General features: G+C 65.0%; 18 protein-coding genes and 1 tRNA gene. 10 read left to right on the forward strand and 9 right to left on the reverse strand.

What is annotated here, in order from left to right; genetic code table 11:
* Positions 1-123: 123 nt before the first annotated feature.
* A complete protein-coding gene (locus ACK3BK_RS09480) occupies positions 124-1,281 on the forward strand; it encodes an HPP family protein (RefSeq protein WP_411384166.1) in 1,158 nt (385 codons plus the stop codon).
* On the opposite strand, the gene ACK3BK_RS09485 is transcribed toward ACK3BK_RS09480, so the two are convergent.
* Positions 1,255-2,121, reverse strand: a complete 867-nt coding sequence (locus ACK3BK_RS09485; protein WP_186669522.1) for a LysR family transcriptional regulator — start codon at positions 2,119-2,121, stop codon at positions 1,255-1,257. The two genes, ACK3BK_RS09480 and ACK3BK_RS09485, sit on opposite strands and share 27 nt — an antisense overlap.
* Before the next feature lie 98 nt (positions 2,122-2,219).
* A complete protein-coding gene (locus tag ACK3BK_RS09490; protein ID WP_411384167.1) occupies positions 2,220-3,512 on the reverse strand; it encodes a protein kinase in 1,293 nt (430 codons plus the stop codon).
* 160 nt (positions 3,513-3,672) lie between these two features.
* Here ACK3BK_RS09490 and ACK3BK_RS09495 point away from each other — a divergent pair, with 160 nt between their 5' ends.
* Complete coding sequence (locus ACK3BK_RS09495; RefSeq protein ID WP_186709238.1) at positions 3,673-5,562, forward strand: propionyl-CoA synthetase; 1,890 nt, start codon at positions 3,673-3,675, stop codon at positions 5,560-5,562.
* Between the two features lie 30 nt (positions 5,563-5,592).
* Here ACK3BK_RS09495 and zapE read toward each other — a convergent pair whose 3' ends face one another.
* Positions 5,593-6,669, reverse strand: a complete 1,077-nt coding sequence (zapE, locus tag ACK3BK_RS09500) for a cell division protein ZapE (protein WP_411384168.1) — start codon at positions 6,667-6,669, stop codon at positions 5,593-5,595.
* Positions 6,670-6,778: 109 nt separating this feature from the next.
* A complete protein-coding gene (locus ACK3BK_RS09505) occupies positions 6,779-7,021 on the reverse strand; it encodes a hypothetical protein (RefSeq protein WP_054894725.1) in 243 nt (80 codons plus the stop codon).
* 291 nt (positions 7,022-7,312) lie between these two features.
* Between ACK3BK_RS09505 and ACK3BK_RS09510 the strand changes: the two genes are divergently transcribed.
* Positions 7,313-7,387: transfer RNA gene (locus ACK3BK_RS09510), tRNA-Gln, on the forward strand.
* A gap of 98 nt (positions 7,388-7,485) precedes the next feature.
* On the opposite strand, the gene ACK3BK_RS09515 is transcribed toward ACK3BK_RS09510, so the two are convergent.
* The 3 genes from ACK3BK_RS09515 to ACK3BK_RS09525 are packed head-to-tail and all read right to left on the reverse strand — an operon-like array spanning position 7,486 to position 12,614.
* Positions 7,486-9,873 carry a response regulator gene (locus ACK3BK_RS09515; protein ID WP_411384169.1) on the reverse strand — a complete coding sequence of 796 codons (2,388 nt, stop codon included), beginning with the start codon at positions 9,871-9,873 and terminating at the stop codon, positions 7,486-7,488.
* 11 nt (positions 9,874-9,884) lie between these two features.
* Positions 9,885-10,346, reverse strand: coding sequence for a response regulator (locus ACK3BK_RS09520; RefSeq protein WP_186669516.1), 462 nt, complete (start codon positions 10,344-10,346; stop codon positions 9,885-9,887).
* Between the two features lie 24 nt (positions 10,347-10,370).
* The gene (locus ACK3BK_RS09525; RefSeq protein WP_411384170.1) at positions 10,371-12,614 is read right to left on the reverse strand and encodes an ATP-binding protein; all 2,244 of its coding nucleotides are present in this window, start codon (positions 12,612-12,614) and stop codon (positions 10,371-10,373) included.
* A gap of 289 nt (positions 12,615-12,903) precedes the next feature.
* Here ACK3BK_RS09525 and ACK3BK_RS09530 point away from each other — a divergent pair, with 289 nt between their 5' ends.
* From ACK3BK_RS09530 to ACK3BK_RS09560, 7 genes are all read left to right on the forward strand, one after another.
* The gene (locus ACK3BK_RS09530) at positions 12,904-13,431 is read left to right on the forward strand and encodes a spore coat U domain-containing protein (RefSeq protein WP_411384171.1); all 528 of its coding nucleotides are present in this window, start codon (positions 12,904-12,906) and stop codon (positions 13,429-13,431) included.
* 33 nt (positions 13,432-13,464) lie between these two features.
* Complete coding sequence (locus ACK3BK_RS09535; RefSeq protein WP_411384172.1) at positions 13,465-13,998, forward strand: spore coat U domain-containing protein; 534 nt, start codon at positions 13,465-13,467, stop codon at positions 13,996-13,998.
* Positions 13,999-14,015: 17 nt separating this feature from the next.
* Positions 14,016-14,549 (forward strand): spore coat U domain-containing protein, encoded by a 534-nt coding sequence (locus tag ACK3BK_RS09540; RefSeq protein WP_054894731.1) that lies wholly within the window; start codon positions 14,016-14,018, stop codon positions 14,547-14,549.
* A 3-nt stretch (positions 14,550-14,552) separates the two neighbouring features.
* Positions 14,553-15,056 carry a spore coat U domain-containing protein gene (locus ACK3BK_RS09545; RefSeq protein WP_112897910.1) on the forward strand — a complete coding sequence of 168 codons (504 nt, stop codon included), beginning with the start codon at positions 14,553-14,555 and terminating at the stop codon, positions 15,054-15,056.
* A gap of 51 nt (positions 15,057-15,107) precedes the next feature.
* Entirely contained in the window at positions 15,108-15,887 is a 780-nt protein-coding gene (locus ACK3BK_RS09550) for a molecular chaperone (RefSeq protein WP_186719633.1), read from the forward strand.
* Positions 15,888-15,994: 107 nt separating this feature from the next.
* Positions 15,995-18,292 carry a fimbria/pilus outer membrane usher protein gene (locus ACK3BK_RS09555; RefSeq protein ID WP_411384460.1) on the forward strand — a complete coding sequence of 766 codons (2,298 nt, stop codon included), beginning with the start codon at positions 15,995-15,997 and terminating at the stop codon, positions 18,290-18,292.
* Positions 18,289-19,260, forward strand: a complete 972-nt coding sequence (locus ACK3BK_RS09560; RefSeq protein ID WP_288375463.1) for a spore coat protein U domain-containing protein — start codon at positions 18,289-18,291, stop codon at positions 19,258-19,260. Before ACK3BK_RS09555 ends, ACK3BK_RS09560 begins: the two co-directional genes overlap by 4 nt.
* Before the next feature lie 28 nt (positions 19,261-19,288).
* Here ACK3BK_RS09560 and ACK3BK_RS09565 read toward each other — a convergent pair whose 3' ends face one another.
* Together ACK3BK_RS09565 and ACK3BK_RS09570 are read right to left on the reverse strand one after the other, a co-directional pair.
* Positions 19,289-20,437, reverse strand: coding sequence for a carboxypeptidase family protein (locus ACK3BK_RS09565; RefSeq protein ID WP_186669504.1), 1,149 nt, complete (start codon positions 20,435-20,437; stop codon positions 19,289-19,291).
* Between the two features lie 111 nt (positions 20,438-20,548).
* The gene (locus tag ACK3BK_RS09570) at positions 20,549-21,064 is read right to left on the reverse strand and encodes a DUF4880 domain-containing protein (RefSeq protein ID WP_288375461.1); all 516 of its coding nucleotides are present in this window, start codon (positions 21,062-21,064) and stop codon (positions 20,549-20,551) included.
* Positions 21,065-21,169: the final 105 nt, after the last annotated feature.

The raw sequence follows: 21,169 nt of genomic DNA on the forward strand, positions 1-21,169 counted from the left end.
GAACCCTCCGGTTTCCATCTCTCCACGGACGGAGCCAATTGTCATTGCCTTGGTAATGCAGGGCCCAGACCCTCTCGGCTGGGCTTTCTTTTTAAATCACCCAGTACGATTGCACCTGATTCGATGCCTGCCTCGCGTCCTGAAAACCGTCTGCAGCGCCTGTTGCCGGCGCCTTTGAATACTTCTCTACGGGAATGGCTGCGTGCCGCTGTCGGCGCGCTGCTGGGCCTGTTCCTCGCCGGATGGCTGTGCAGCATGGCCTACGGCCCCTCCATCGCCTTGCACCTGCTTGGCCCGCTGGCCGCCTCGGCGGTACTGGTGTTCGCCGTGCATTCCGGCCCACTGGCGCAGCCCTGGCCGGTACTCGGCAGCTATGCCCTGGCCGGGATCCTCGGGCTGGCGATGCGCCAGGGCCTGGGCAGCGAGCTCTGGGTAGCCGCAGCGGCCCTGGGGGGCTCGCTGCTGTTGATGTGCTGGTTGCGTTGCCTGCATCCTCCGGGCGGCGGCGTGGCGGCCAGCGTGGTGCTGGCTGACCCTGGGCTGGTAGCAATGGGCGACCATTTGCTCGAGCCGGTGCTGCTCAACGCGTTGATCCTGGTGGCGGTGGCGGTGCTCTACAATCGCCTGACCGGCGTGCGTTACCCCAAGGGCGCAGTACCGCGCAAAGACCCGCATCACACCCATGATCCACTGCCCAGTGCACGCGTCGGCATCAGTGGAGAAGACCTGGATCTGGCACTGGAGGAGCTGGGCGAGTTCGTCGACGTCACCCGCGATGAGCTCGAACGTATCATCCTGGCCACCGAGCAGCACGCCCTGCAGCGCAGCCTGGGCGGGATCACGGCGGCTGCGGTGATGTCCCGCGACGTACAGTTCGCCTCGCCGGACACGACCCTGGAACAGGCCTGGAAGATGCTCGCCAGCCATCACCTGAAGACGCTTCCGGTGCTGGAGCACGGGCGTCTGGTCGGTATCGTCAGCCTCAGCGACCTGGTCGGCCCGGCGATGGCACAGGGGCGCTTCAGTTGGCGAGCCCTGTTCCATCGCCCGTCGACACGCATGGCACAGGTCATGAGCCGCCAAGTGGTCAGTGTAGGTAGCGAACATCCATTGGAGCGACTGCTGCCGCTGCTCAGCGAGCACGGGTTGCATTGCTTGCCGGTGCTGGACGGTGAGCAACTGGTAGGAGTGATCACCCAGACCGACCTCATCGCCGGCCTGAAACGTCATCTGCTCAACGCGGCAACGCAGCGCTCAGACCAGCGGGTCCCAGCGTTGTGACCAGTCGCTGGCGCCGTCGGCCACCTGACGGCGCAGCACCGCGAGCGCCTGCTGCAGCGCTTCGCTGTCACGCTCGCGGGCATAGACCAGGAATGTCGGGTAGGTGAATTCCGGCGCCTGTGGCACGCGCTCCAGCACGCCACTATCCAGATAGGCCTGCACCACACGGGTACGGAAATAGCCGCTGCCGCCCTGGTCGAGGATGAACTGCAGCGCCAGGGGGCCTAGGTTGAAGCTCAGCGCCGGCCGCGCGCAGTGGGGCAGGGCCGCGTCGTGCTGGCGTCGGAAGGCTTCGCCCCAGTCGATATAGATGTACGGCTCGGGCAGATCGACGCGACGGATGCGAATCAGCTTTTCTTCCATCAACTGTTCGATCTGCAACCCTGGGCCGTAGGTCGGTTGATAGACCAGCGCCGCATCCAGCAAGCCCATCTCTACCTTGCGCAACAACGCCTCGCCCTCGCTCACTTCGCTGCGGATCGCCTGGTCGGGCAGGGCCCGATGCAGTGCGCTGACCCAATCGAGCATCAGCGGATTGCCCAGGCTCACCTCGCCCCCCAGGTGCAGCACCTTCTGGCAGCCTTGTGGCAGCGGCAGGTCACGGCGTGCCGCTTCCCAGGTCTGTACCAGTTGGTTGGCGTAGGTGACGAAGGCCTCGCCGTCGCCGGTCAAGCTGGCGCCGTTGCGGCTGCGCACGAACAGCTGACAGCCGAGTTGTTGTTCCAGGCGCTGCACCCGCGCCGAAATGGCGGTCTGTGAGACGAACAGGCGCTCGGCGGCGGCCACCAGGCTGCCGCAACGCACGATTTCCAGGAAAGTACGGGCCTGATCGATGTCCATTGAGTGCTCGGCTGTGGGGTCAGTGAGCCATTCTAGGGGCTTTGCACTGGATTGGGGCGGGTAAATGGTCCAGGGGGGCTGGGCGCCCCAGCGTACCCTCAATGCCTGTGCAGCGCCTCGAGCACCTGTGCGAACGCCGGGCGTCGCTGTACATCCGCTTGCTGGCAGTGCTCGGCCAGGGCGCGCAGTCGGGCCGCGTCTTCTTCGCAGCGGTCCAGCAGTTCGTCGATGAGAATGCCGAAGGCGCGAACCTCCAGGCGCTCGATGGCCTCGCCAGCCGCGCCTGCAGCCAGCGAGTGGAACGACGCCGCGCCGAAGTCCCCGAGCAGGCAGTCACCGTCCGCTGTGCAGAGGATGTTGTGGGCATACAGGTCGCCGTGGTTCAGGCCCCGTGCATGCAGGTGCGCGGCCACCGAAGCGATACCGGCCAGCAGATGCTGCACGGCGTTCAGGCTGAAATGGCGCTCTGCCGGGTAGCGGTCACGGGTGCAACTGTCCAGGCTCGGTGGGCCGGCAAGGTTGAACCAGCTTGGGTCTATCCGCTGCATCACCAGTGCAGGGCGTTGCTGAGGGTGGTTGTCGATGCGCCCGAGCAGCCGCACCAGTTGCGGGTGGTCCCCGGCTGCCAGGCAGGCGCTCACCTCTGCCAGGGGCGAGCCATCGCTGGTGATCTCGCCTTTGTACAGCTTGACCGCCACCGACGCCTGCTGGGCGGGCCAATGCGCCAGGTGAATCACGCCCGAGGCGCCACGCCCGAGTTCTTCACCCAGTGTGAGGTCCGCCCAGTCGATACGCTGGCCGCTGGATTCTGCCATGGGCGTGCGCAGCGCCTGGGGCAGCGGGTTGTCGGCATAGGCCAGCCACGCCAAACGCGGCATGCGCAGCAGCCAGTCGGGCAGGGCCGTCAGGCGGTTGCTGGCGACGCGCAGCAGTTCCAGGCGTTCGCAGCGGGCGAGGCTGGCAGGCAGATCGGTCAGGCGATTGCCTGCGAGCATCAGCTTCTGCAGGTGGGGGCAGTCGCCAATCTGCTGCGGCAGGGTTTCGAGCAGGTTGTCGGTCAGTACCAGCGAGCGCAGGCTGGCGGGTAGCGCCTGCGCATCGACCTGGCTGATGCGGTTGCTTTTGAATCCCACGGTTTCCAGGCGCGCGCAGCGGCCGATGCCGTGGGGCAGGTGGGTGAAGCGGTTATCCGAGCAGAACAGCACTTTCAGCCGGGTCAGTCGGTGCAGGTCATCGGGCAAAGCGCTCAGGGCGTTGCCGGTCAGGTTGAGCACCTCGAGTGTGTCGGCGAGGGTGAAGATCTCTGGCGGGAAGTCGGTCAGGCCTTCGCACAGGTCTAGGCGGGTGATGCCTTGGAGTCGGCCGGCTTTGAGGTCTTCGAGGCTGTGCATGGTGCGCGCTTATGGCTTGGAAAGACCGCCATTCTAGAGGTGCGCCAGGCCATTGCAAATCTGCACAAGGGTTGCGACTTAAGTCCGATGGCAGGGCTGCAATGCCGGTCCATACTCAAGGCTCGCCCTTCAATAACAACAAGTACCGGGTTGCGAACCAATGACCTATCAGCACAGCTATGCGCATTCCATCACCGACCCCGCCAGCTTCTGGCAAGCCCAGGCCGAGCAGCTCGCCTGGCACCGCAAACCCACTCTCACCCTGCAGGAAAACCAGGACGGCACCCACCGCTGGTTCGCTGACGGGCGCCTGAACAGCAGCTACCTGGCCCTGGACCATCAGATCGAGCAAGGCCGCGGCGAGCAGTTGGCGCTGATCTATGATTCGCCCGTGACCGGCGCCGCGCAGACCTTCACCTTCCTTCAGTTGCGCGACGAGGTCGCGCGCCTGGCCGGTCTGCTGCGCGCGCTCGGCGTGGGCAAGGGGGATGGGGTGATCATCTACATGCCCATGGTGCCGCAGGCGGCCATGGCCATGCTGGCCTGCGCGCGGATCGGCGCGGTGCACTCGGTGGTGTTCGGCGGTTTTGCCGCCAACGAATTGGCCCTGCGTATCGATGATGCGCGTCCGACCCTGCTGCTCACCGCGTCCTGTGGCCTGGAGTTCGACCGGGTGATCGAATACAAACCGCTGGTCGATCGCGCCCTGCAGTTGGCCCGGCACCAACCCCGGCATGTGCTGGTGCTGCAACGTCCCCAGGCTCGCGCGCAGTTGCAGCCTGGGCGCGACCTGGATTGGCAGAAGGCGGTGGCCGACGCCGAGCCGGTGGCACCGGTCGAGCTGGACGCAGGCGACCCGCTGTACATCATGTACACCTCCGGCACCACCGGAAAACCCAAGGGTATCGTGCGTGAGAATGGCGGCAATGCGGTCGCGCTGTGCTACGCCATGCGTCACGTCTATGGCATGCAGGCGGGCGATGTGTGGTGGGGGATTTCCGACGTGGGCTGGGTGGTCGGCCATTCGCTGATCGTCTACGGGCCGCTGATGAGCGGCTGCACCACGGTGTTCTACGAAGGCAAGCCGATTCGCACCCCGGATGCCTCGGCGTACTGGCGGGTGGTCGAACAGTACAAGGTCAATGCACTGTTCTGCGCACCGACCGCCATGCGTGCGATCCGCAAGGAAGATCCGGAGGGCGAGCTGATCCGCCGTCATGACCTGGGCTCGCTGCGACAGTTGTTCCTTGCCGGCGAGAAACTCGACTCCAGCACCCACCAGTGGCTGGAGCGGGTCAGTGGCAAACCTGTGCACGATCACTGGTGGCAGACCGAGACCGGTTGGCCGGTGACCGCGCCGTGCGTGGGGCTCGAGGGCAGCGCTGCACGCCCGGGATCGAGCAATCGCGCAGTGCCGGGCTATCACGTGCAGGTGCTGGACGATGAGGGGCGACCCCTGGGGCCGAACCAGCAGGGCGCCATTGTGATCGCCTTGCCGTTACCGCCAGGTTGCAGCCAGACGCTCTGGGGCGACCACCCACGCTACCTGCAGGCCTACCTGCACAGCTATCCGGGCTATTACCACACCGGTGACGGCGGCTACCTGGACGATGACGGCTTCGTCTACATCATGGGGCGCACCGATGACGTGATCAACGTCTCCGGGCATCGGCTGTCCACCGGCGAGATGGAGGACCTGGTGGCGCAGCATCCGGCGGTGGCCGAATGCGCGGTGATCGGCGTGCACGACGAGATCAAGGGCCAGGTGCCGCTGGCGCTGGTGGTACTCAAGGACGGGCAGGGCATTGCCGAGCAGCAGTTGCAGGCCGAACTGGTGGCCAGGGTACGCGAGCAGATCGGGGCGCTGGCCTGTTTCAATCGAGTGCGTCTGGTCAAGCGCCTGCCCAAGACGCGGTCGGGCAAGATCCTGCGCGCGGTGCTGCGCAAGATTGCCGATGGCGTGGACTACGTGGCACCGTCCACGCTGGATGACCCGGCGGTCCTGGGTGAGATAGAGGGCGTGCTGGCGGACTTGCCGCGGGTGGGCTAAGGCTGTGCTGTCAACGGCAGGCGCGCGCCCTCAGGCCGCAGGCCCCATCTGCTGCAGTTGCCCTAGCCGGCTGCGGGTGCGCATCAGGTCGTTGATCGCCCCGCCCAGGCTTTGCTCCAGGCTGCGCCTGCCCAGCACCAGCAGCGACTTGTCCTGGTCGTACAGCACATCGATCAGGTTGACGAAGCGCTGCTGCGCGGCCAGTGAACAGGCTGACAGGTCATCCAGGCCATCGATGATCCATTGGTCGAAACGTTCGGCCAGGGCCAGATAGTCGATGACCGCAGTGGGCTGCTCGCACAGGTCGTGGAAGGCGAACATCACCTGTCGCCCATGGCTGTGCAGCGCACGCAGCGGGCGGCGATTGACCTCCAGCGTGAGGGCCTGGGCGGCAGGCACGGCAAGGATCTGGCGCTGCGTGGTGTCGGCCGGCCAGACATAGTGCCCTTGGGTAAAGCGCTGCTGCTCGCGATTGGCCGGCAGGCTGCGAAAATCGGTTTCACCGCCCACTTCCAGCACCTGCATGCGGTCATTGATCAGGCGGATCACCGGCAGGAAGCGCTCGTGATACAGCGGGTTGGGCAGCAGCCCTTCAGGAGCGTAGTTGGACGTTACCAGCAAGAACACACCACGCTCGAACAGTGCACCGAACAAGCGGGTGAGCAGCATTGCATCGCCAATGTCATGGACGTGGAATTCGTCGAAGCACAACACCTGGCAATCGCCTAGCAATGCATCCAGGGTGGCCCCCAGTGCATCGTCCAGGGCGCGGTGGCGGTGCATGCCTTCGTGCAGGCGGGCGAAGAAATCATGGAAGTGCAGGCGGCGTTTTGCGGTGGTCGGCACGGCCTGGAAGAACCCGTCGAGCAGCCAGCTCTTGCCTCGACCGACCGAGCCATGGAGATACAGGCTGCGCGCCTGGCCCTGGTCGAGGGCGGCGAGTTGCGTGGCCATGGCCTCGATCACCCGGTGTTGGCCTTCGCTCAGGGTGTAACCGCGTTCGTGGGCCTTGCCCTGGAAGTGCGTCAGCAGCGTGGCGTCGGCCGGGGTCGAGGCACGCAGGCGCTGGCCGAGGTGGCGCAGAGAGTTTTGAATCCAGGCGGACAAGGCGACAGCTCCGAATGACGAGGGCAGACGCAGCTTGCGCGAGCCTGCGTCGTTTGACTAGTCGAGAATGTGCGCCGCCGTTATCGCATGACGCGATAAGTCGTGCCGATCAGGCTTTGCGCTCCAACTGCCGTTCGATCATGAACTTGACGGCCAGGCGCTTTTCCTTGAGATGGCGCAGGTCTTCATCCACGAAGTTGCCCGCCGAAATCGATTCGGCCGCCAGCACCTGGTTGTCGAGATCCATGTAGTCGTCCAGCAGGCGGTCCAGCGTCTTGTCCTGCTGACGCCGTTGTTGAACGATTTCGCGTGGGTAGTGCAGGTCCTGATACAGGTCGTGTGAGACTGGCATGGCGCCCTCCTTGTGATGCGCAAGCGGTGGTTAATTGCTTGGAATGGGCAAAGGCGCATGTGTTGAAGCGAGGCGGAAAAAAACCGACGGATGGTTATCGGTGCCGAGGCTTTCAGGGGCGAGCAGTGTCCCTGGCAACGGGTGTGAAGGCATCATCTCGTGGGCGTGGGCACTAACTTGCTGTTTTCCGGCAATTTTTTTCAACTCGGGGGTTCCCAGTCGAAAAGAATGTTGGTAAAGTGCGGCCCATTCCAGCACAGCAACACACGTAGCTGTCAGTGAATTCGATACAGGGGCGTCGCCAAGCGGTAAGGCAGCAGGTTTTGATCCTGCCATGCGTTGGTTCGAATCCAGCCGCCCCTGCCATTACTTCCAAGCATTCTCAAGCGTCCAGCCTGCAAGCCAGCCTGGCGATTTGTTGTGTCTGCTGGTCAGATGAAGCGCGCACGGCGCGCCATCCTGGCTTATCCCGCGTCCCCCAGCAAATCGTTCAGTGCCCGGGTCAGATCCTCGGCTTGCACGGGCTTCTGTATGACCAGGCTGCCGGGCAAATCCAGCCCTTCCAGTTCGGCGTAGCCCGTGAGAAACACCACGGGCAGGCGAGGGTAGCGCTCGCGCGCGGCGTGGGCCAACTGGGCGCCGTTGAACTCGGGCATGGCAAAGTCGGAGAGCAGCAGATCGATGCGCTCGTCGAGCAAGGTCAGGGCCTGTTCGCCACTGTGGGCCTGGCGTACCTGGTAGCCATGCAGGCGCAGCACGTCTCCGATCATGTCACGGACCAGGTGATCGTCATCCACCAGCAGCACCACTCGGTCATGGCCGTTGAGCGATGTACCCTGCGACTGTGCGAGATTCTGCGGTTCGTCGAGGTCGGTTCGCTTGACCGCCGGCAGGTAGACGCTGACCTGGGTGCCGAGCCCGGGCGCCGTGTCGATGCGTACGCCCCCGCCTGACTGCTTGGCGAAGCCGAACACCTGGGCCAGGCCCAGGCCCGAGCCCTTGCCGATATCCTTGGTGGTGAAGAAGGGTTCGAAGACCCGGGCCACCACCTCTTCGCTCATGCCGCAACCGGTGTCGCGAATCGACAGCATCACGTACTCGCCAGGCTCGGGGTCTTCCGGGCGCTGGGCGAGGGTATCGATTTGCATGTTGCGAGTCGACAGGGTCAACTGGCCGCCGGCCGGCATGGCGTCGCGGGCGTTGATCGCCAGGTTGAGGATGATCATCTCGGTCTGGGTCGGGTCGGTCAGTGCCTGCCAGAGGCTGCTGTCCAGATCCAGGCGCACCGAGATATTGCCTCCCAGGGTGCGACTCAGCAGTTCCTCGAGGCCGCCCAGGGTGCGATTGAGGTTCAATGGCACCGGCTCCAGGCGCTGGCGGCGCGAGAAGGCCAATAACTGCGAGGTAAGCTTGGCCCCGCGTTCGCCGGCTTCGCGCACATGCTTCAGGCGGCTGCGCGCCCTGACCAGGTCGCCTTTGTCGAGGTCTCGCTCGACGAAGCTGGCGCCGGTGAGGATCACGGTCAGCAGGTTGTTGAAGTCGTGGGCCACGCCTGCGGTGAGTTGGCCCACCGCTTCCAGGCGTTGCATCTGTTGCAGGGCTGCCTCGATGCGCTCGCGCTCGACGATCTGGTCACGCAGGCGGCTGTTGGCCTCGGCCAGCCCCAGCGCCGCTTCGCGCTCGCTGGTGATGTCGCGGGCGACCACGTACAACAGCGTATCTTCCGGGACCACCGCCCAGGACAGCCAGCGCTGCTGCCCGCCGGCATGCTGGATACGGCCGATGAAACGGGCGCTGGTGCGCCCGTGGGCGAGGGCGGCCAGTTCTTCGAGAAAGGCTTCCTGCTCGGCTTCGGGTAGCAGGTGCAGCAGCGACGTCTGGCTCAGGCGTTCGCGGCTGATGCCCAGTACCGCTTCCCAGGCCGGGTTCAGCGCCACTGGCGTGAGGTCTTTGTTCAACACCGCGAGCAGGTCTTGCGACAGCTCCCAGGCCCGGTCGCGCTCGCGGGTGCGGCGCTCGACCCGTTCGCCGAGCATTTCATTGAGCTGCTTGAGCGCCTGGGTGGCCAGGCGTTGCTGGTGGATGTCCTGCAGCACGCCGGAAAAGCGCACGCAGCGGCCATCGACAAACTGCGTCTGTCCGGTGGACAGCAGCCAGTGCGGTTCCAGGTTGCCGGGTGCGGTAATGCGGAATTCGGCGCGGTAGTGGCCGTCGCTGTCCGGCCGCATCGCCAGCTCCACGGCCTGGCTGACATGGGGCAGGTCCTCGGGATGGATGCCGGCGTAGAACACCTCCAGGCTCATCTCGGTGTCGACCGGCAGGCCGAACAGGGTCTTGCAGCGGTCGTCCCAGAGCAGCAGGTCTTCCTGCGGGCGGTAGTCCCAGGTGCCCATGCCGGCGGCGTCGATGGCAATGCGTGCACGTGCTTCGACATCGGCCAGCGCCTCTTCGGCACGGCGCCGCCGCTGGCGCTCCTGCACCTCGGTCAGTGCCCGGCGCACGGCCTTGGGCAGCAGCGGCAGGTTTTTCTTCAACACATAGTCGGTGGCGCCCAGGCGGATCATCTCCACGGCGTGCTCTTCGCCGTAGATGCCGGAAAGGAAGATGAAGGGCACGTCTGGTGCCAGGCGCTGGGCGATGGCCAGCACTTCGGTGCCGGAGGAGCCGGGCAGGACGCAGTCGCACAGGATCAGGTCGTAGCGGCCCTCGAGCAGAGCGTGTTCGACTCCGGCATGGTCGAACACCAGGCGCGACTGGACTTGAAAACCACTGCGCTCAAGGCGCAACAGACTCAGCTCGGCGTCCATCGAACTGTCTTCGACCATCAGCAGTTTCAGCGCGGTAGTTTGCATCGTCGACGCCTTCAGTTGCCGCCACGCCGGTTCAGGCGCAGCGAGCCGGGCGGAGGTTCGTTGAGCACGGCCCAGAACACCCCGAGGTCGGAAATGGCGGCAACGAACTCCTTGAACTCCACCGGCTTGACCACGTAGGCGTTGACGCCCAGCTCATAGGCGCGCAGCAGGTCGGGTTCCTCGCGCGACGAGGTCAGCATGACGGTGGGGATGCTGCGCAGCTCTGGCGTGGAGCGTACTTCCTTGAGCACTTCCAGGCCGTCGACCTTGGGCAGCTTGAGGTCGAGCAGCAGCACCGCCGGGTTGCCGTCGTCGCGTTCGGCGTAGGCGTTGCGCCGCAGCAGGTAGTCGAGGGCATCGGCGCCATCGCGCAGGACAATGACTTCGTTGGCCAACTGGCTGCGTTCCAGGGCCAGGAGCGTCAGTTCCAGGTCCCGGGGGTTGTCTTCGACCAGCAGGATCGGTTTGAGCATGATGTGTACGGTTACCTCAGGTATTCAACGGATGACAGGCAGGGCGAAATGGAAGGTGGCGCCCTTGTCGACTTCCCCCTCGGCCCAGACTTCGCCGTCGTGCCGCTCGATGATGCGGCGCACGCTGGCCAGCCCGATGCCGGTGCCTTCGAAGTCTTCCATGCGGTGCAGGCGCTGGAAGACGCCGAACAGCTTGCTGGCGTAGGTCATGTCGAAGCCCACGCCATTGTCGCGCACGAAGACCTCGATCCGGTCTGCGTGCTCGTGTGCACCGATCTCGATGCGCGCAGGCTCGCGCCCGCGGGTGTATTTGATCGCATTGGCGATCAGGTTCTGCAGCACCAGGTTGATGAAGGCAGGATCGGCGATCACCTTAGGCAGGCGCGCGATCTCCCAGACAATCTCGCGGCCGCTGTAATCCGGGGCGAATTCCAGGCGGATGTTGTCGACCAGCGCATTGAGGTCGACATCCGAAAGACGCAGGGCCGAGCGGCCCATCTGCGAGAAATTGAGCAGGTTGTCCACCAGTGTGCCGGCGAAATGCGCGGCCTCGCCGATGTGCTTGAGGAAACGCTGGCCGCGTTCGGACAGACCTTCGCCCTCGACCTCGCTGAGCAGTTCGGAGTAGCCGGCAATGTGCCGCAGTGGGGCGCGCAGATCGTGGGAGACGCTGTAGGAGAAGGCCTCGAGTTCCTTGTTCGAGCGCTGCAGTTCACCGCTCAGTTGCGCCAGCTCCTCGGCTTTGCGCAACACGATAACCAGCACGGCGGAGCGCAGCTCGGCCACGCCATCGATGACCAACGGGTTCCAGGCGGCGCAGAAGCCGCGGACCTCTTCCTGCCAACTGTCGAAACTGTGTCGTGGGCTGAGGCTGCCCTGGGCGCTGACCTCCTTGAGCGGTTGGCCAGCCCAGTTGACCGTGCGCACCTGCTCGGGACGGAACCACAGCAAATAGTGCGAATGGATCTGGGAGATGGCCACCGCCAACAGCCCCCCCGCATGTTCGGCCAATGCCGGCAGCTCAGGGATGTCGCGGCCCAGGTTGTCGCTGCTGAACACGCCATCGTCCCCGCGGCTGGACAGCCATTGCACCAGTTCATTGACCAATGTTTCGGGCGGTGCGTTGCCGATCAGGTCGCAACGTTCGGCGCTGATGATCGCGGCACCGCTGGCGCCGACGAAATCCAGCAGCACGTCGGGCAGGCTGAGCAGCCCTTCGCTGACGCTGTCGTAGTCGGCCATGGCTGACAGCATGTGGACGATACGCTGGCGCAAGTCGAGCAGGGTGCGGGTTGCGCTGTGTGCCTCGTGGGACTCGATCTGCAGCGACAGCACGCTGCCCAGCAGTTCGCAGGCGGCGCGGGTGCGAAAATCCAGGGCACGCGGCTGTTGGTGGTGGCAGGACACCAGGCCCCAGAGCTGGCCATCGACCATGATCGACAACGACATCGACGCCAGCGTGCCCATGTTACGCATGTACTGCAGATGCACGGGCGAGACGCTGCGCAGGGCCGCGAAGCTCATGTCCAGAGGCTTGCCGGTGCGGGGGTTGTGGCTGGGAATCAAGGGTGAGGCCTGGTAGTTGGCATCCTCGATCAGGCGGATACGGTTGATCCTGTACAGCTCGCGAGCCTGGCGCGGAATGTCCGAGGCCGGGAAGCACAGCCCCAGGTAGCTTGGATAGCCGGGGTCGGCAGCTTCGGCGAGTACCTGGCCGTTGCCCTCGGCATCGAAGCGATACGCCTTGACCCGACCGAAACCGGTGATGCGCTTGATCTGCAGCACCGACTGCTGGAGCAGTTCCTCGATGCTCGTGGCCTGGTGCAGGCTGCTGACGAAGGCGCGCACCAGGGGATAGTAGTCGTCGTGTTCACTCAGGGAGTCGGCCGGGCGACAGGGCTCGAATTCGGCGATCAATACCTGGTCGTGGCGGTGTACCAGCAGGCGCAGATGCTCGGCGCAGGGCGCACCTTCACGCAGTTTCACGTCGCCGATGTGGAAGGGAAAGATTTCGTCCTGGGGCAGGCGCGCAAACTGGCGACGGGCATCGAAGCCTTGATCCATCAGCTCGGGCAGGGTGCAGCCGATCAGTGCCGGGGTGGGGATGCCAAGCCAGCGCTCGGCGTTCTCGCTGCCCTGCAGGATGCGCAGATCCTGTTCGTCGAGTACCAGCAGAAAGCCGTGGGGCCGGATGCTGCCTGGAATCTGGATGGGCTCCTGGGCGCAGCGTTCCACGGCTTGATCGAAGGCGTTCTGGGCGGTGGTCAAGAAAAGCTCTCCCGTCGTGGCCGCAAGCGGTGGCCATAGGCGTCTGGCACAAAGTGTGTACTGTGCAAGGTATCAGAAAGTCAGCATGTTCGCCGGGGTCATGGCCATTTGAGGGCTATTGCTCGGGGAGGTTCTATGTGACGCTGAAATTTGTATAAGTTTCCCGTTGCAGGCCCTAGGGCAAGTCTTAGCCGAGGGCTGCCAATCCTGGAAAATTCCCGCGCGCTAGCAGGATCCAATCCTACTGCTACGCTCAAGACAGCACAGGGAACACTGGAAGGGAGATTCGGTGACGGAGCGCTTGCTGGCCTCGCTGTTGGGCCTGTTGTTGAGTGGTGGTGCCGTAGCGGCGGATTTTCTCGTCGAAGTGCGGGTCCAGGTGCAGCGAGGCTGCATGCTGGTGAACCAACCGCGCGACGCGGGTGCACAGGCCCTGGGTCGAATCGACTTGGGCAGTGCCGCGCGCCTGGACGGCCCTGATGCGCCACTGAGCGGCGTACTGCTTGCCCAACGCCCGCCTCGCCTGGAGTGTAATCCCGATACGCCGTATCAAGTCAAGGTCGATGGCGGCCAGCATGGCGGCGTGGGCGAGTTGCGTTATCTGGGCGACGCTGATCGGCAGGCGCGCCCCATTCCCTATCGCCTCTATCGCGACGCTGCCTGGCGTGAGCCACTGGCCGTGGACGTCGCACAATCGGCGCGGGTGCCGGACAGCGGTTCGGTGGAGCTGCCCTTGTACGCGCGCATCGATCGACTGGCCTGGGTACCTAAAGCCGGGCTGTACACCGACCTGGTCAAAGTCACGGTCACCTGGTAGGAAGCGGACCCACATGCACAAGGACGCGCCGACATGAACCGTACTTCTTTGCTGCTGTTGACCCTCGGCCCATTGCTGCTGCCCGGTGTTTCGGTGCATGGCAGCACCACGGGATTCATCCAGGCGCGCCTGGTGATCAGCTCTGCCTGCCAGATCAGCAGCGACCAGCAACCGGCGACCCTCGCCAATCCCGGGCTGATGGACTTTGGCTCGCAGGCCCCGAGCTGGGATGGTCCGCTGCGCACCCGCGTGGATGATGCGGGCGGGCAGGGCAGCCTGCAGATCAGTTGCACGCCTCAGGTGCGCGCTTTCAGCGTGCGCATCGACGAAGGACGCAATGGCGCAGGGGGTGTGCGACAACTGAGCAACGGGCGCGTGCTCATCCCTTACCAGCTGGCTATCGACCCGGGCGGCAACACCCGATACGGCATCGGCCAGGCGCGCACCTTCACCATTCAAGGCACCCAGCAGGTGCCCGTCCCGATCTACGGCGTGGTGGTCGCGCAGCCGCGCGCGCTGCCGGCCGGGCTGTACCGCGACACCCTTCGAGTAACCCTGGACTGGTAACACGCAAGGAGATTCCCATGGCAAGCACATCGATTCGCTGCATCCTTACCGCCCTGGGTCTCGCCCTGGCGGCCCAGGCCCAAGCGGCCACCGTGACCGGGACGATCAACTCGACCCTGACGTTGATCTCGGCCTGCCAGGTCAATGGCAGCGCCGGCACCTCCGGGCTCAATTTCGGTAGCCTGAACTTCGGCACCCAGGATGCCTTGTTCACCACTGCCAACGGCCAGGTGCTCGGTGGCGGCGGCGGGGCCATGAGCATTCTCTGCTCGGCTGGCACGGTGCCTGCGATCCGGGTGCGGGCCGGTGCCCACGACGGTGCATCCAGCGGCGGGACGCGCGCGCTGGCCGACGGCGCTGGCAACTTCGTGCCGTACGACTTCTACACCGATACCGGTCGTACTCAACTGCTGGCCATCGACGGCACCATCACGCTGCCGACCAGCACCGGTGTCGCCCAGACCGTCAACCTGTACGGCCAGGCGCGTGGCAAGGCGGGCCTGCCGGCCGGGGTGTACACCGACACGGTCGCGGTCGAGCTGACCTTCTGACTCATGCGCGGTTGGCCCCACGCACTGCTGGCGGGCCTGTGGCTGGTGTGGACGTCGCCCTCGACGGCAGCGACCACCAGTACCTTCCAGGTCAGCGCGCAGATCACCGCAGGCTGCCTGGTGGTCGGCGGCGTGAGCGCCTACGGCGTACTCGATTTCGGCACCCAGTCGGCGCTGTCCACCGCCACCCTGAGCACCGCGCTGGGCGGCACCACGGTGACCTTTCAATGTACGCCGGGCGTGACCCTTGGCATGAGCCTCGATGGCGGGCAGAACAGTGCCAGCGGCACGCGCAATCTCAAGCGCAGTGGCGGCACGCAGCTGGTGGCCTACCAGCTGTTTCGCGATGCGGCGTTGAGCCAGGCCCTGACCATCGGCACCAGCGTGCCGGTGAGCTATAGCGATCCGACGGCGATCAAGTTGCCGGTGTATGGCCGCACCCAGTTGCCCGGCAATGTGCCGGCGGGGACCTACACCGATGTAGTGCAAGTGACAGTGACCTGGTGATGCTGATCCGCACGTCCAGGCACGGCTATCGACAAGACAGAGGAGAGCGGCATGGGGGCAGGCGCGAACACGGCGCGGAACATCATCATCGGGGCATTGCTGCTGGCCAGCCTGCCGGTGGCAGCCGCGACGTCGGTGCTGATCTGGCCGATCGATCCGGTGCTCGAGGCCGACCAGAAGGCCGGCGCGCTATGGCTGGAGAACCGCGGTAGCGCACCGGCCAGCCTGCAGGTGCGGGTGTTCGCCTGGCGCCAGGGCGATTATCAGGAGCAGTTCCAGGCGCAGCGCGAGATCATCGGCAGCCCCCCTGTGGCCAATATCCCGCCAGGTCAGAAGCAACTGATCCGGCTGACCCGCACCGGCAGCTCGCCGGTGGGCCAGGAGCAAGCCTACCGGATCATCATCGACGAGATCCCCTCGCCAACACCGGCCGATGCCAGCACCGAAGGGCCGAAGGCAGCCATTCGCCTGCAGATGCGCTATTCGGTGCCGCTGTTCGTGTATGGCGAAGGCCTGTGGGGCAAGCCCGACCCGGAGGGCAAGCGCAGCGCCGAAGGTGTCGGCAAGCCTCAATTGAGCTGGCGTGCAGTGACGGTACAGGGCAAGCCGTATATCGAGCTGCGCAATACCGGGCCGGTGCATGCGCGCCTCACCGATGTGGTGCTGCAGCAAGGGGGCCAGCAGAAGCCGCTGGTCGAGGGGCTGCTGGGTTATGTGCTGCCGGGGGCCAGCATGCGCTGGCCGGCACCGACCGAACTGGGCGCGAGCAGCGTGCTCAAGGGACGGGTCAATGGCCAGGAGGTGGCTCAGGCCATCCGCCAAGGGCAGTGACCTGCAAACGCGGGTAGTGGAGGGGCCAGGGAGGACCCGCCGATGGTTGGAAACCGTGTGTGAGTGGCTGGCGGCGGGCGACGCGCCGGTGGTGGCTGGGCCTGGCGATGCTGGGGCCGGTGCTGGGCGTGGCCGACGATCTGCCGCCACCCCCGGCAGAAAGCACGGCGATTGCCGATGCCACCCTGTACCTGGACCTGCTGGTGAATCAGGTGCCCAAGGCTGAGCTGGTGCCGGTGCAGCAGCGTGCCGGGCGACTGTACCTGGCCAGCGATGCTCTGCGTGCGGCGGGCATCCTGGTGCCGGGCGATCCTCAGGGGGAGGTGGCGCTGGAGAGCATCGTCGGCCTGCATGTGGACTACGACAGCCCAAACCAGCGCCTGCTGCTGCAGGTGCCGCCGGCGTGGCTGCCCGACCAGCAGTTCGGTGGACGCAACCTGTATCCGGCCAGCGATGCGCGCAGTAGTTTCGGCGCCTTGCTCAACTATGACCTGTACCTGAACGACACCGATGATGCCGGCACCTATCTCGCCGCCTGGAACGAGCTGCGGGTGTTCGACAGTTGGGGCACCTTCTCCACCACCGGGCAGTGGCGTGAGTCATTCAACGGTGCCCCCCGGAATCAGAGCCGCGAAGGCTTTCTGCGCTACGACACCACCTGGCGTTTCACCGACGAGCAGCGCCTGTTGACCTACGAGGCAGGCGATCTGGTCACCAGCGCCTTGCCCTGGAGCAGCTCGGTGCGGGTGGGCGGCTTGCAGGTTTCCCGAGACTTTGCCGCACGCCCGGACCTGGTCACCTATCCGCTGCCGGCCTTTGCCGGAGAGGCGGCGGTACCCACGTCGCTGGATCTGTTCATCAATGGCTACAAGACCAGCACCACCGATCTGCAACCGGGGCCCTACACACTCACCAACGTGCCGTTCATCAACGGTGCCGGTGAAGCCGTGGTGGTGACCACCGATGCGCTCGGGCGCCAGATCTCGACGACCTTGCCGTTCTACGTGACCAGCAGCTTGCTGGCCGAGGGGCTGTCGGACTTTTCGGTGGCTGCCGGTAGCCTTCGCCGTGACTATGCCGTGAAGGACTTCGGCTACGGGCCCGCAGTGGCATCGGCGAGCTTGCGCCATGGTGTGTCCGATTACTTCACCCTCGAAACCCACGCCGAAACGGCCGAGTCGATGATGCTCGGTGGCCTGGGTGGCAACCTGCGCCTGGGGACCTTCGGTGTGCTCAACGCCGCCGTGGCGCAGAGCCGTTTCGAGGGCGACACAGGGCAGCAGGTGGCCTTGGGTTACCAGTACAACAGCCGACGTATCGGCTTCAACTACCAGCGGATCGAGCGCCATGGCGATTATGCCGACCTGACGCTGGTCGACAATCCCTATACCCGCCTGAGCACGCGCAGCGAGCAGGCGACCGTAAGCCTGAACCTGGATCGCTACGGCAGCGTCGGTGCTGGCTATTTCGACGTGCGCGCGGGGGATGGCTCGCGCACGCGGCTGATCAACCTGAGCTGGAGCAAGCCGTTGTGGCGCAACAGCAGCCTGTACCTGTCGGCCAACCGCGATGTCGGTGACAGCCAGTGGGCGGTGCAGGCACAACTGGTGGTCCCGTTCGATACTCATGGCACCCTGGCCTTCAGCGCCGAGCGCAGCAAGGACGGCCAGGACCTGCAGCGCGTCAACTACAGCCGCGCAGTGCCAGTGGGTGGCGGTGTGGGTTACAACCTTGGCTACGCCAATGGGGGGGATCGCGGCGCCTATCGGCAGGCCGATGTGACCTGGCGCCTGCAGTCCGTGCAGCTGCAGGCGGGGGTCTATGGCAGCAGCGAGGAGATGACCCGCTGGGCCGATGCCAGCGGTTCGCTGGTGCTGATGGACTCGGGCATGTTCGCCGCCAACCGTATCGATGATGCGTTCGTGGTTGTCAGCACCAGTGGCTACGCCGATGTGCCGGTGCGCTACGAGAACCAGATGGTCGGTCGCACCGACCGCAATGGCCACCTGCTGGTGCCGTACAGCAGCGGTTACTACCGTGGCAAGTACGAGATCGATCCAATGGAGCTGCCCGCCGATGTGATGGCTTCGACGGTCGAACAACGCGTCGCGGTGCGTCGGGGCAGTGGCTATCTGTTGGAGTTCCCGCTCAAGCGGGTGCTGGCAGCGAGCATCGTGCTGGTCGATGCCAACCAGCAGGAGCTCAAGCTGGGCAGCCGGGTGAGGGGCATCCAGGGCGGCAGCGAGGCCGTGGTGGGGTGGGATGGCCTGGTCTACCTGGAGAACCTGTCGGCGCACAATCGCCTGCAGGTCGAAGTCGCTGATGGCGGCCAGTGCCAGGTCGAATTCGACCTGCCTGAAGGGGAAGGGGCGATTCCGCTGATCGGCCCTCTGGTGTGCCGATGAATGCCCTGGGCAGGGTGGTGCTGGGGCTCGGCCTGTGTGCCGGTTGCGCTCAGGCGTGGTCGGCCTGTTCGGTGGGGGCCACGGTGCCTGCGTCCTTCGGCACGATCAATTCGACGCTGGTGCGCACCACGGTGCAACCGGCTTCGACCACCAATGCCGGGCTGTCCTGCACCGGCTCACTGTTGTCGCTGTTGACCAGCAACGACCATTTCTACGCCACCATCACCTCCACCAGCACGGGCATGGTCGGCCCGACTGGCGATGTCATCCCCTATACGATCTACGCCAACAACACCACCAACTTTCCGATCAGTCGCGGCACGCGTTTCGATTTCGTCCCCAACGGCATCATCGACGCCCTGGGGCTGCTCAACGGCACCTCGCCCAAGTCGGTGCCGCTGTACCTGCGCACCGTGGTGGGGGCCAATGTTGCGGCCGGGGTCTACACCGAGACCCTGTCGATCTTCTGGGACTGGAACTATTGCTCAGGCATCGGCCTGGGCGGTATCTGCCTGGGACGGGATATCGGCAGCGGTACGCAGACCCTGACAGTGACGCTGACCGTCAGCAACGACTGCCAGATCACCACCCCCAATATCAGTTTTGCCAGTGCGCCGGTGGTGGCCGGGTTTGCGACAGTGAACCAGAGCATCAACATCGCCTGTACCAAGGGCAGCAACTACACGGTCGGGCTGGACGATGGGCAGAACGTGTCGGGTGGGCGTCGGCGGATGAAGTCCACGGCCAACAACTACCTGGCCTACGACATCTTCAAGAGCGCTGGCACCGTGCGCTGGGGATCGGTGGGCGCGGCCCGGCGCGCGAGCAGCGACGCCAACGTGAACCCTGGTGCCGGCACGGGCACCGGCAGCCAGGTGTTCAACTACAACGCCAAGGTCTACACCGACCAGGCGACGCCGCCTGCAGCGACCTACACCGACAGCGTGATTCTCGACGTGCAGTTCTGAGCGGATCATTGGGCCGCTGTCTTGCGGATCAGCGCAACTCCTTGACCATCTTTTCCAACGTTTCCAGCACTGCGCCTGCCAACTTCTTGGAGCGCGCGCCCGACCAGCCGCACTTGGCGTCGGGGTTGTCGTCGTGGTCCTTGAACGGCATTTCCAAGGTCAGCGACAGGCAGTCGTAGGCCTGCCCGACCGCATTGCAGGCCAGCGTCATGTTCGCTTGGCCAGGCTGGTCGCGGGTGTAGCCGTGGACGGTCTGGAAGTCTTTGGTCACGCTGCACAGGGTGCTACGAAACTGCTCCTCCAGCTTGGCGATGCGTGGTGTGTAGCCCGGGTTGCCTTCGCAGGCTGCGGTGAATACATGGGGGATTTCCTCGTCGCCATGGGCGTCGACGAAGGCATCCACGCCGTACTGCTTCATCTGGCTCTGGGCGAAGAACACCTCCGGGCTGAGCTCGACACTGGCGTCCTGCCAGGCACGGTTGAGGTCCTTGCCCTTGAAGTTGGTACGCAGATGGCCGAGGAAGGCGCCGTCAGGGTTCATGTTGGGGATCAGGTACAGGTCGGCTTGGGCAAGCAGGCGCTGGACCGTTGCATCGTTGCTCTCAAGGCAGTCGATCACGCCCTCCATGAACCACTCGGCCATGTGTTCACCGGGGTGCTGCTGGGCGATGATCCACAGTTTGCGCTTGCCGTCGGCGCCATCACCGGCACGCAGCAGCGGGATGTCGCGGCCCTGCACGCTACGACCGCTGGCCAGCAGCGTGACGCCGGGAATATGCCGGGCCCGCTCGATGAGCTGGTTGTGGCGCGCGCGTGGGTAGGGTTCGAAATAGGCGAACCAAGCCTGTGGCTGTTCGGCCGTGAAATCGAACGCCAGGGCCTTGCCGTCGAAGCTGCTGGGTACGCGGAACCAGTTCTGCTGGTCGTACGACGCCACGGCGTGGTAGCCGTCCCAGGCGTTCTTGTAGGAGGACTCATGGGCGTTGTCGAGGCTGAAGCGGTGGGTCTGGCCGACCGTCAGGCCGCTCACCTTGAAATGGAACCACTGGAAGTGGCCGCTGTGGGTGTCGGGGCGGATGGCCAGGCGCACCTGGCGCGGGTCACTGGCATCCAGTACCTGGATATTGCCGGAATCGAAATCGCAGTCGATCTGCAGTGGGGACAGCGTCACGGTCATTGCCAGACTCCTGTGGCTTTGTTGTGACGCTACTGTAGCTCAACGACAGGTGGGGTGTCTTTGCTGGCCCCTTTACGCGACAAGCTCCCGCGCGAGGGCGGCGCCTGCGTATCAGGCGAGCAGCCCGAGGGCGATCAATGCGGCAACGCCCAGGCCTACGGCAATCGAACACCCGCCCAGCGATAACGCGGCACGGCCATTGCGATACCCGCCATCCTGGCCCAACTGGCGAGCTGGAGCCAGCAGGCTGCGCCAGCACAGTTCGATCTGCTCAAAGGCCTGCAGGTGCTGCGGCGCGGCATCCAGCCAACGGCGGAAATCGATGCGCTCGCAGGTTGTCGCCTCCGGGCTTTGCAGGCGCACGTACCATTGGCCGGCAATGCTGGCCAGGCGGTCGCCACGTGGCAATGCGCTTTGCAGTGCCTGGAAGAGATGGCGTTCGATGGTCAGCAGGGGCAGGTCGAGGCGGGCAGCAATGTCGGCAATGCCGAGCTGGTCGAGGCGATTGAGCAGAAACACCTGCTGGACCCGGCGTGGCAAGCGCCTGAGGCCATGCAGCAACGTGTCTTCGGTGGGCGTGCGGGCGACTTGCGGGCCATGCTCGAGGGGCAGCAGCAGACGGGTCATGGACGGCTCCTTGCGCGAGAAGAGGGGGAGAGGGGGCATCCTCCCTGATGCGCAGGCAGCTTAATCTTAACGAGATTGATTCTCAAGTGCTGTTTGCGCAAAACG

It is taken from the genome of Pseudomonas sp. L7, assembly GCF_046605565.1.
In the GTDB taxonomy this organism is placed as follows: domain Bacteria; phylum Pseudomonadota; class Gammaproteobacteria; order Pseudomonadales; family Pseudomonadaceae; genus Aquipseudomonas; species Aquipseudomonas wayambapalatensis.

What these genes read in the sequence shown, in the direction of transcription:
- ACK3BK_RS09480 (WP_411384166.1), top strand. Translation starts at nt 124, where the DNA reads ATGCCTGCCTCGCGTCCTGAAAACCGTCTGCAGCGCCTGTTGCCGGCG.
- ACK3BK_RS09565 (WP_186669504.1), bottom strand. Translation starts at nt 20,437, where the DNA reads ATGACCGTGACGCTGTCCCCACTGCAGATCGACTGCGATTTCGATTCC.
- ACK3BK_RS09485 (WP_186669522.1), bottom strand. Translation starts at nt 2,121, where the DNA reads ATGGACATCGATCAGGCCCGTACTTTCCTGGAAATCGTGCGTTGCGGC.
- ACK3BK_RS09570 (WP_288375461.1), bottom strand. Translation starts at nt 21,064, where the DNA reads ATGACCCGTCTGCTGCTGCCCCTCGAGCATGGCCCGCAAGTCGCCCGC.
- ACK3BK_RS09490 (WP_411384167.1), bottom strand. Translation starts at nt 3,512, where the DNA reads ATGCACAGCCTCGAAGACCTCAAAGCCGGCCGACTCCAAGGCATCACC.
- ACK3BK_RS09505 (WP_054894725.1), bottom strand. Translation starts at nt 7,021, where the DNA reads ATGCCAGTCTCACACGACCTGTATCAGGACCTGCACTACCCACGCGAA.
- ACK3BK_RS09560 (WP_288375463.1), top strand. Translation starts at nt 18,289, where the DNA reads ATGAATGCCCTGGGCAGGGTGGTGCTGGGGCTCGGCCTGTGTGCCGGT.
- ACK3BK_RS09515 (WP_411384169.1), bottom strand. Translation starts at nt 9,873, where the DNA reads ATGCAAACTACCGCGCTGAAACTGCTGATGGTCGAAGACAGTTCGATG.
- ACK3BK_RS09545 (WP_112897910.1), top strand. Translation starts at nt 14,553, where the DNA reads ATGCGCGGTTGGCCCCACGCACTGCTGGCGGGCCTGTGGCTGGTGTGG.
- ACK3BK_RS09520 (WP_186669516.1), bottom strand. Translation starts at nt 10,346, where the DNA reads ATGCTCAAACCGATCCTGCTGGTCGAAGACAACCCCCGGGACCTGGAA.
- ACK3BK_RS09555 (WP_411384460.1), top strand. Translation starts at nt 15,995, where the DNA reads ATGCTGGGGCCGGTGCTGGGCGTGGCCGACGATCTGCCGCCACCCCCG.
- ACK3BK_RS09535 (WP_411384172.1), top strand. Translation starts at nt 13,465, where the DNA reads ATGAACCGTACTTCTTTGCTGCTGTTGACCCTCGGCCCATTGCTGCTG.
- ACK3BK_RS09550 (WP_186719633.1), top strand. Translation starts at nt 15,108, where the DNA reads ATGGGGGCAGGCGCGAACACGGCGCGGAACATCATCATCGGGGCATTG.
- ACK3BK_RS09540 (WP_054894731.1), top strand. Translation starts at nt 14,016, where the DNA reads ATGGCAAGCACATCGATTCGCTGCATCCTTACCGCCCTGGGTCTCGCC.
- ACK3BK_RS09495 (WP_186709238.1), top strand. Translation starts at nt 3,673, where the DNA reads ATGACCTATCAGCACAGCTATGCGCATTCCATCACCGACCCCGCCAGC.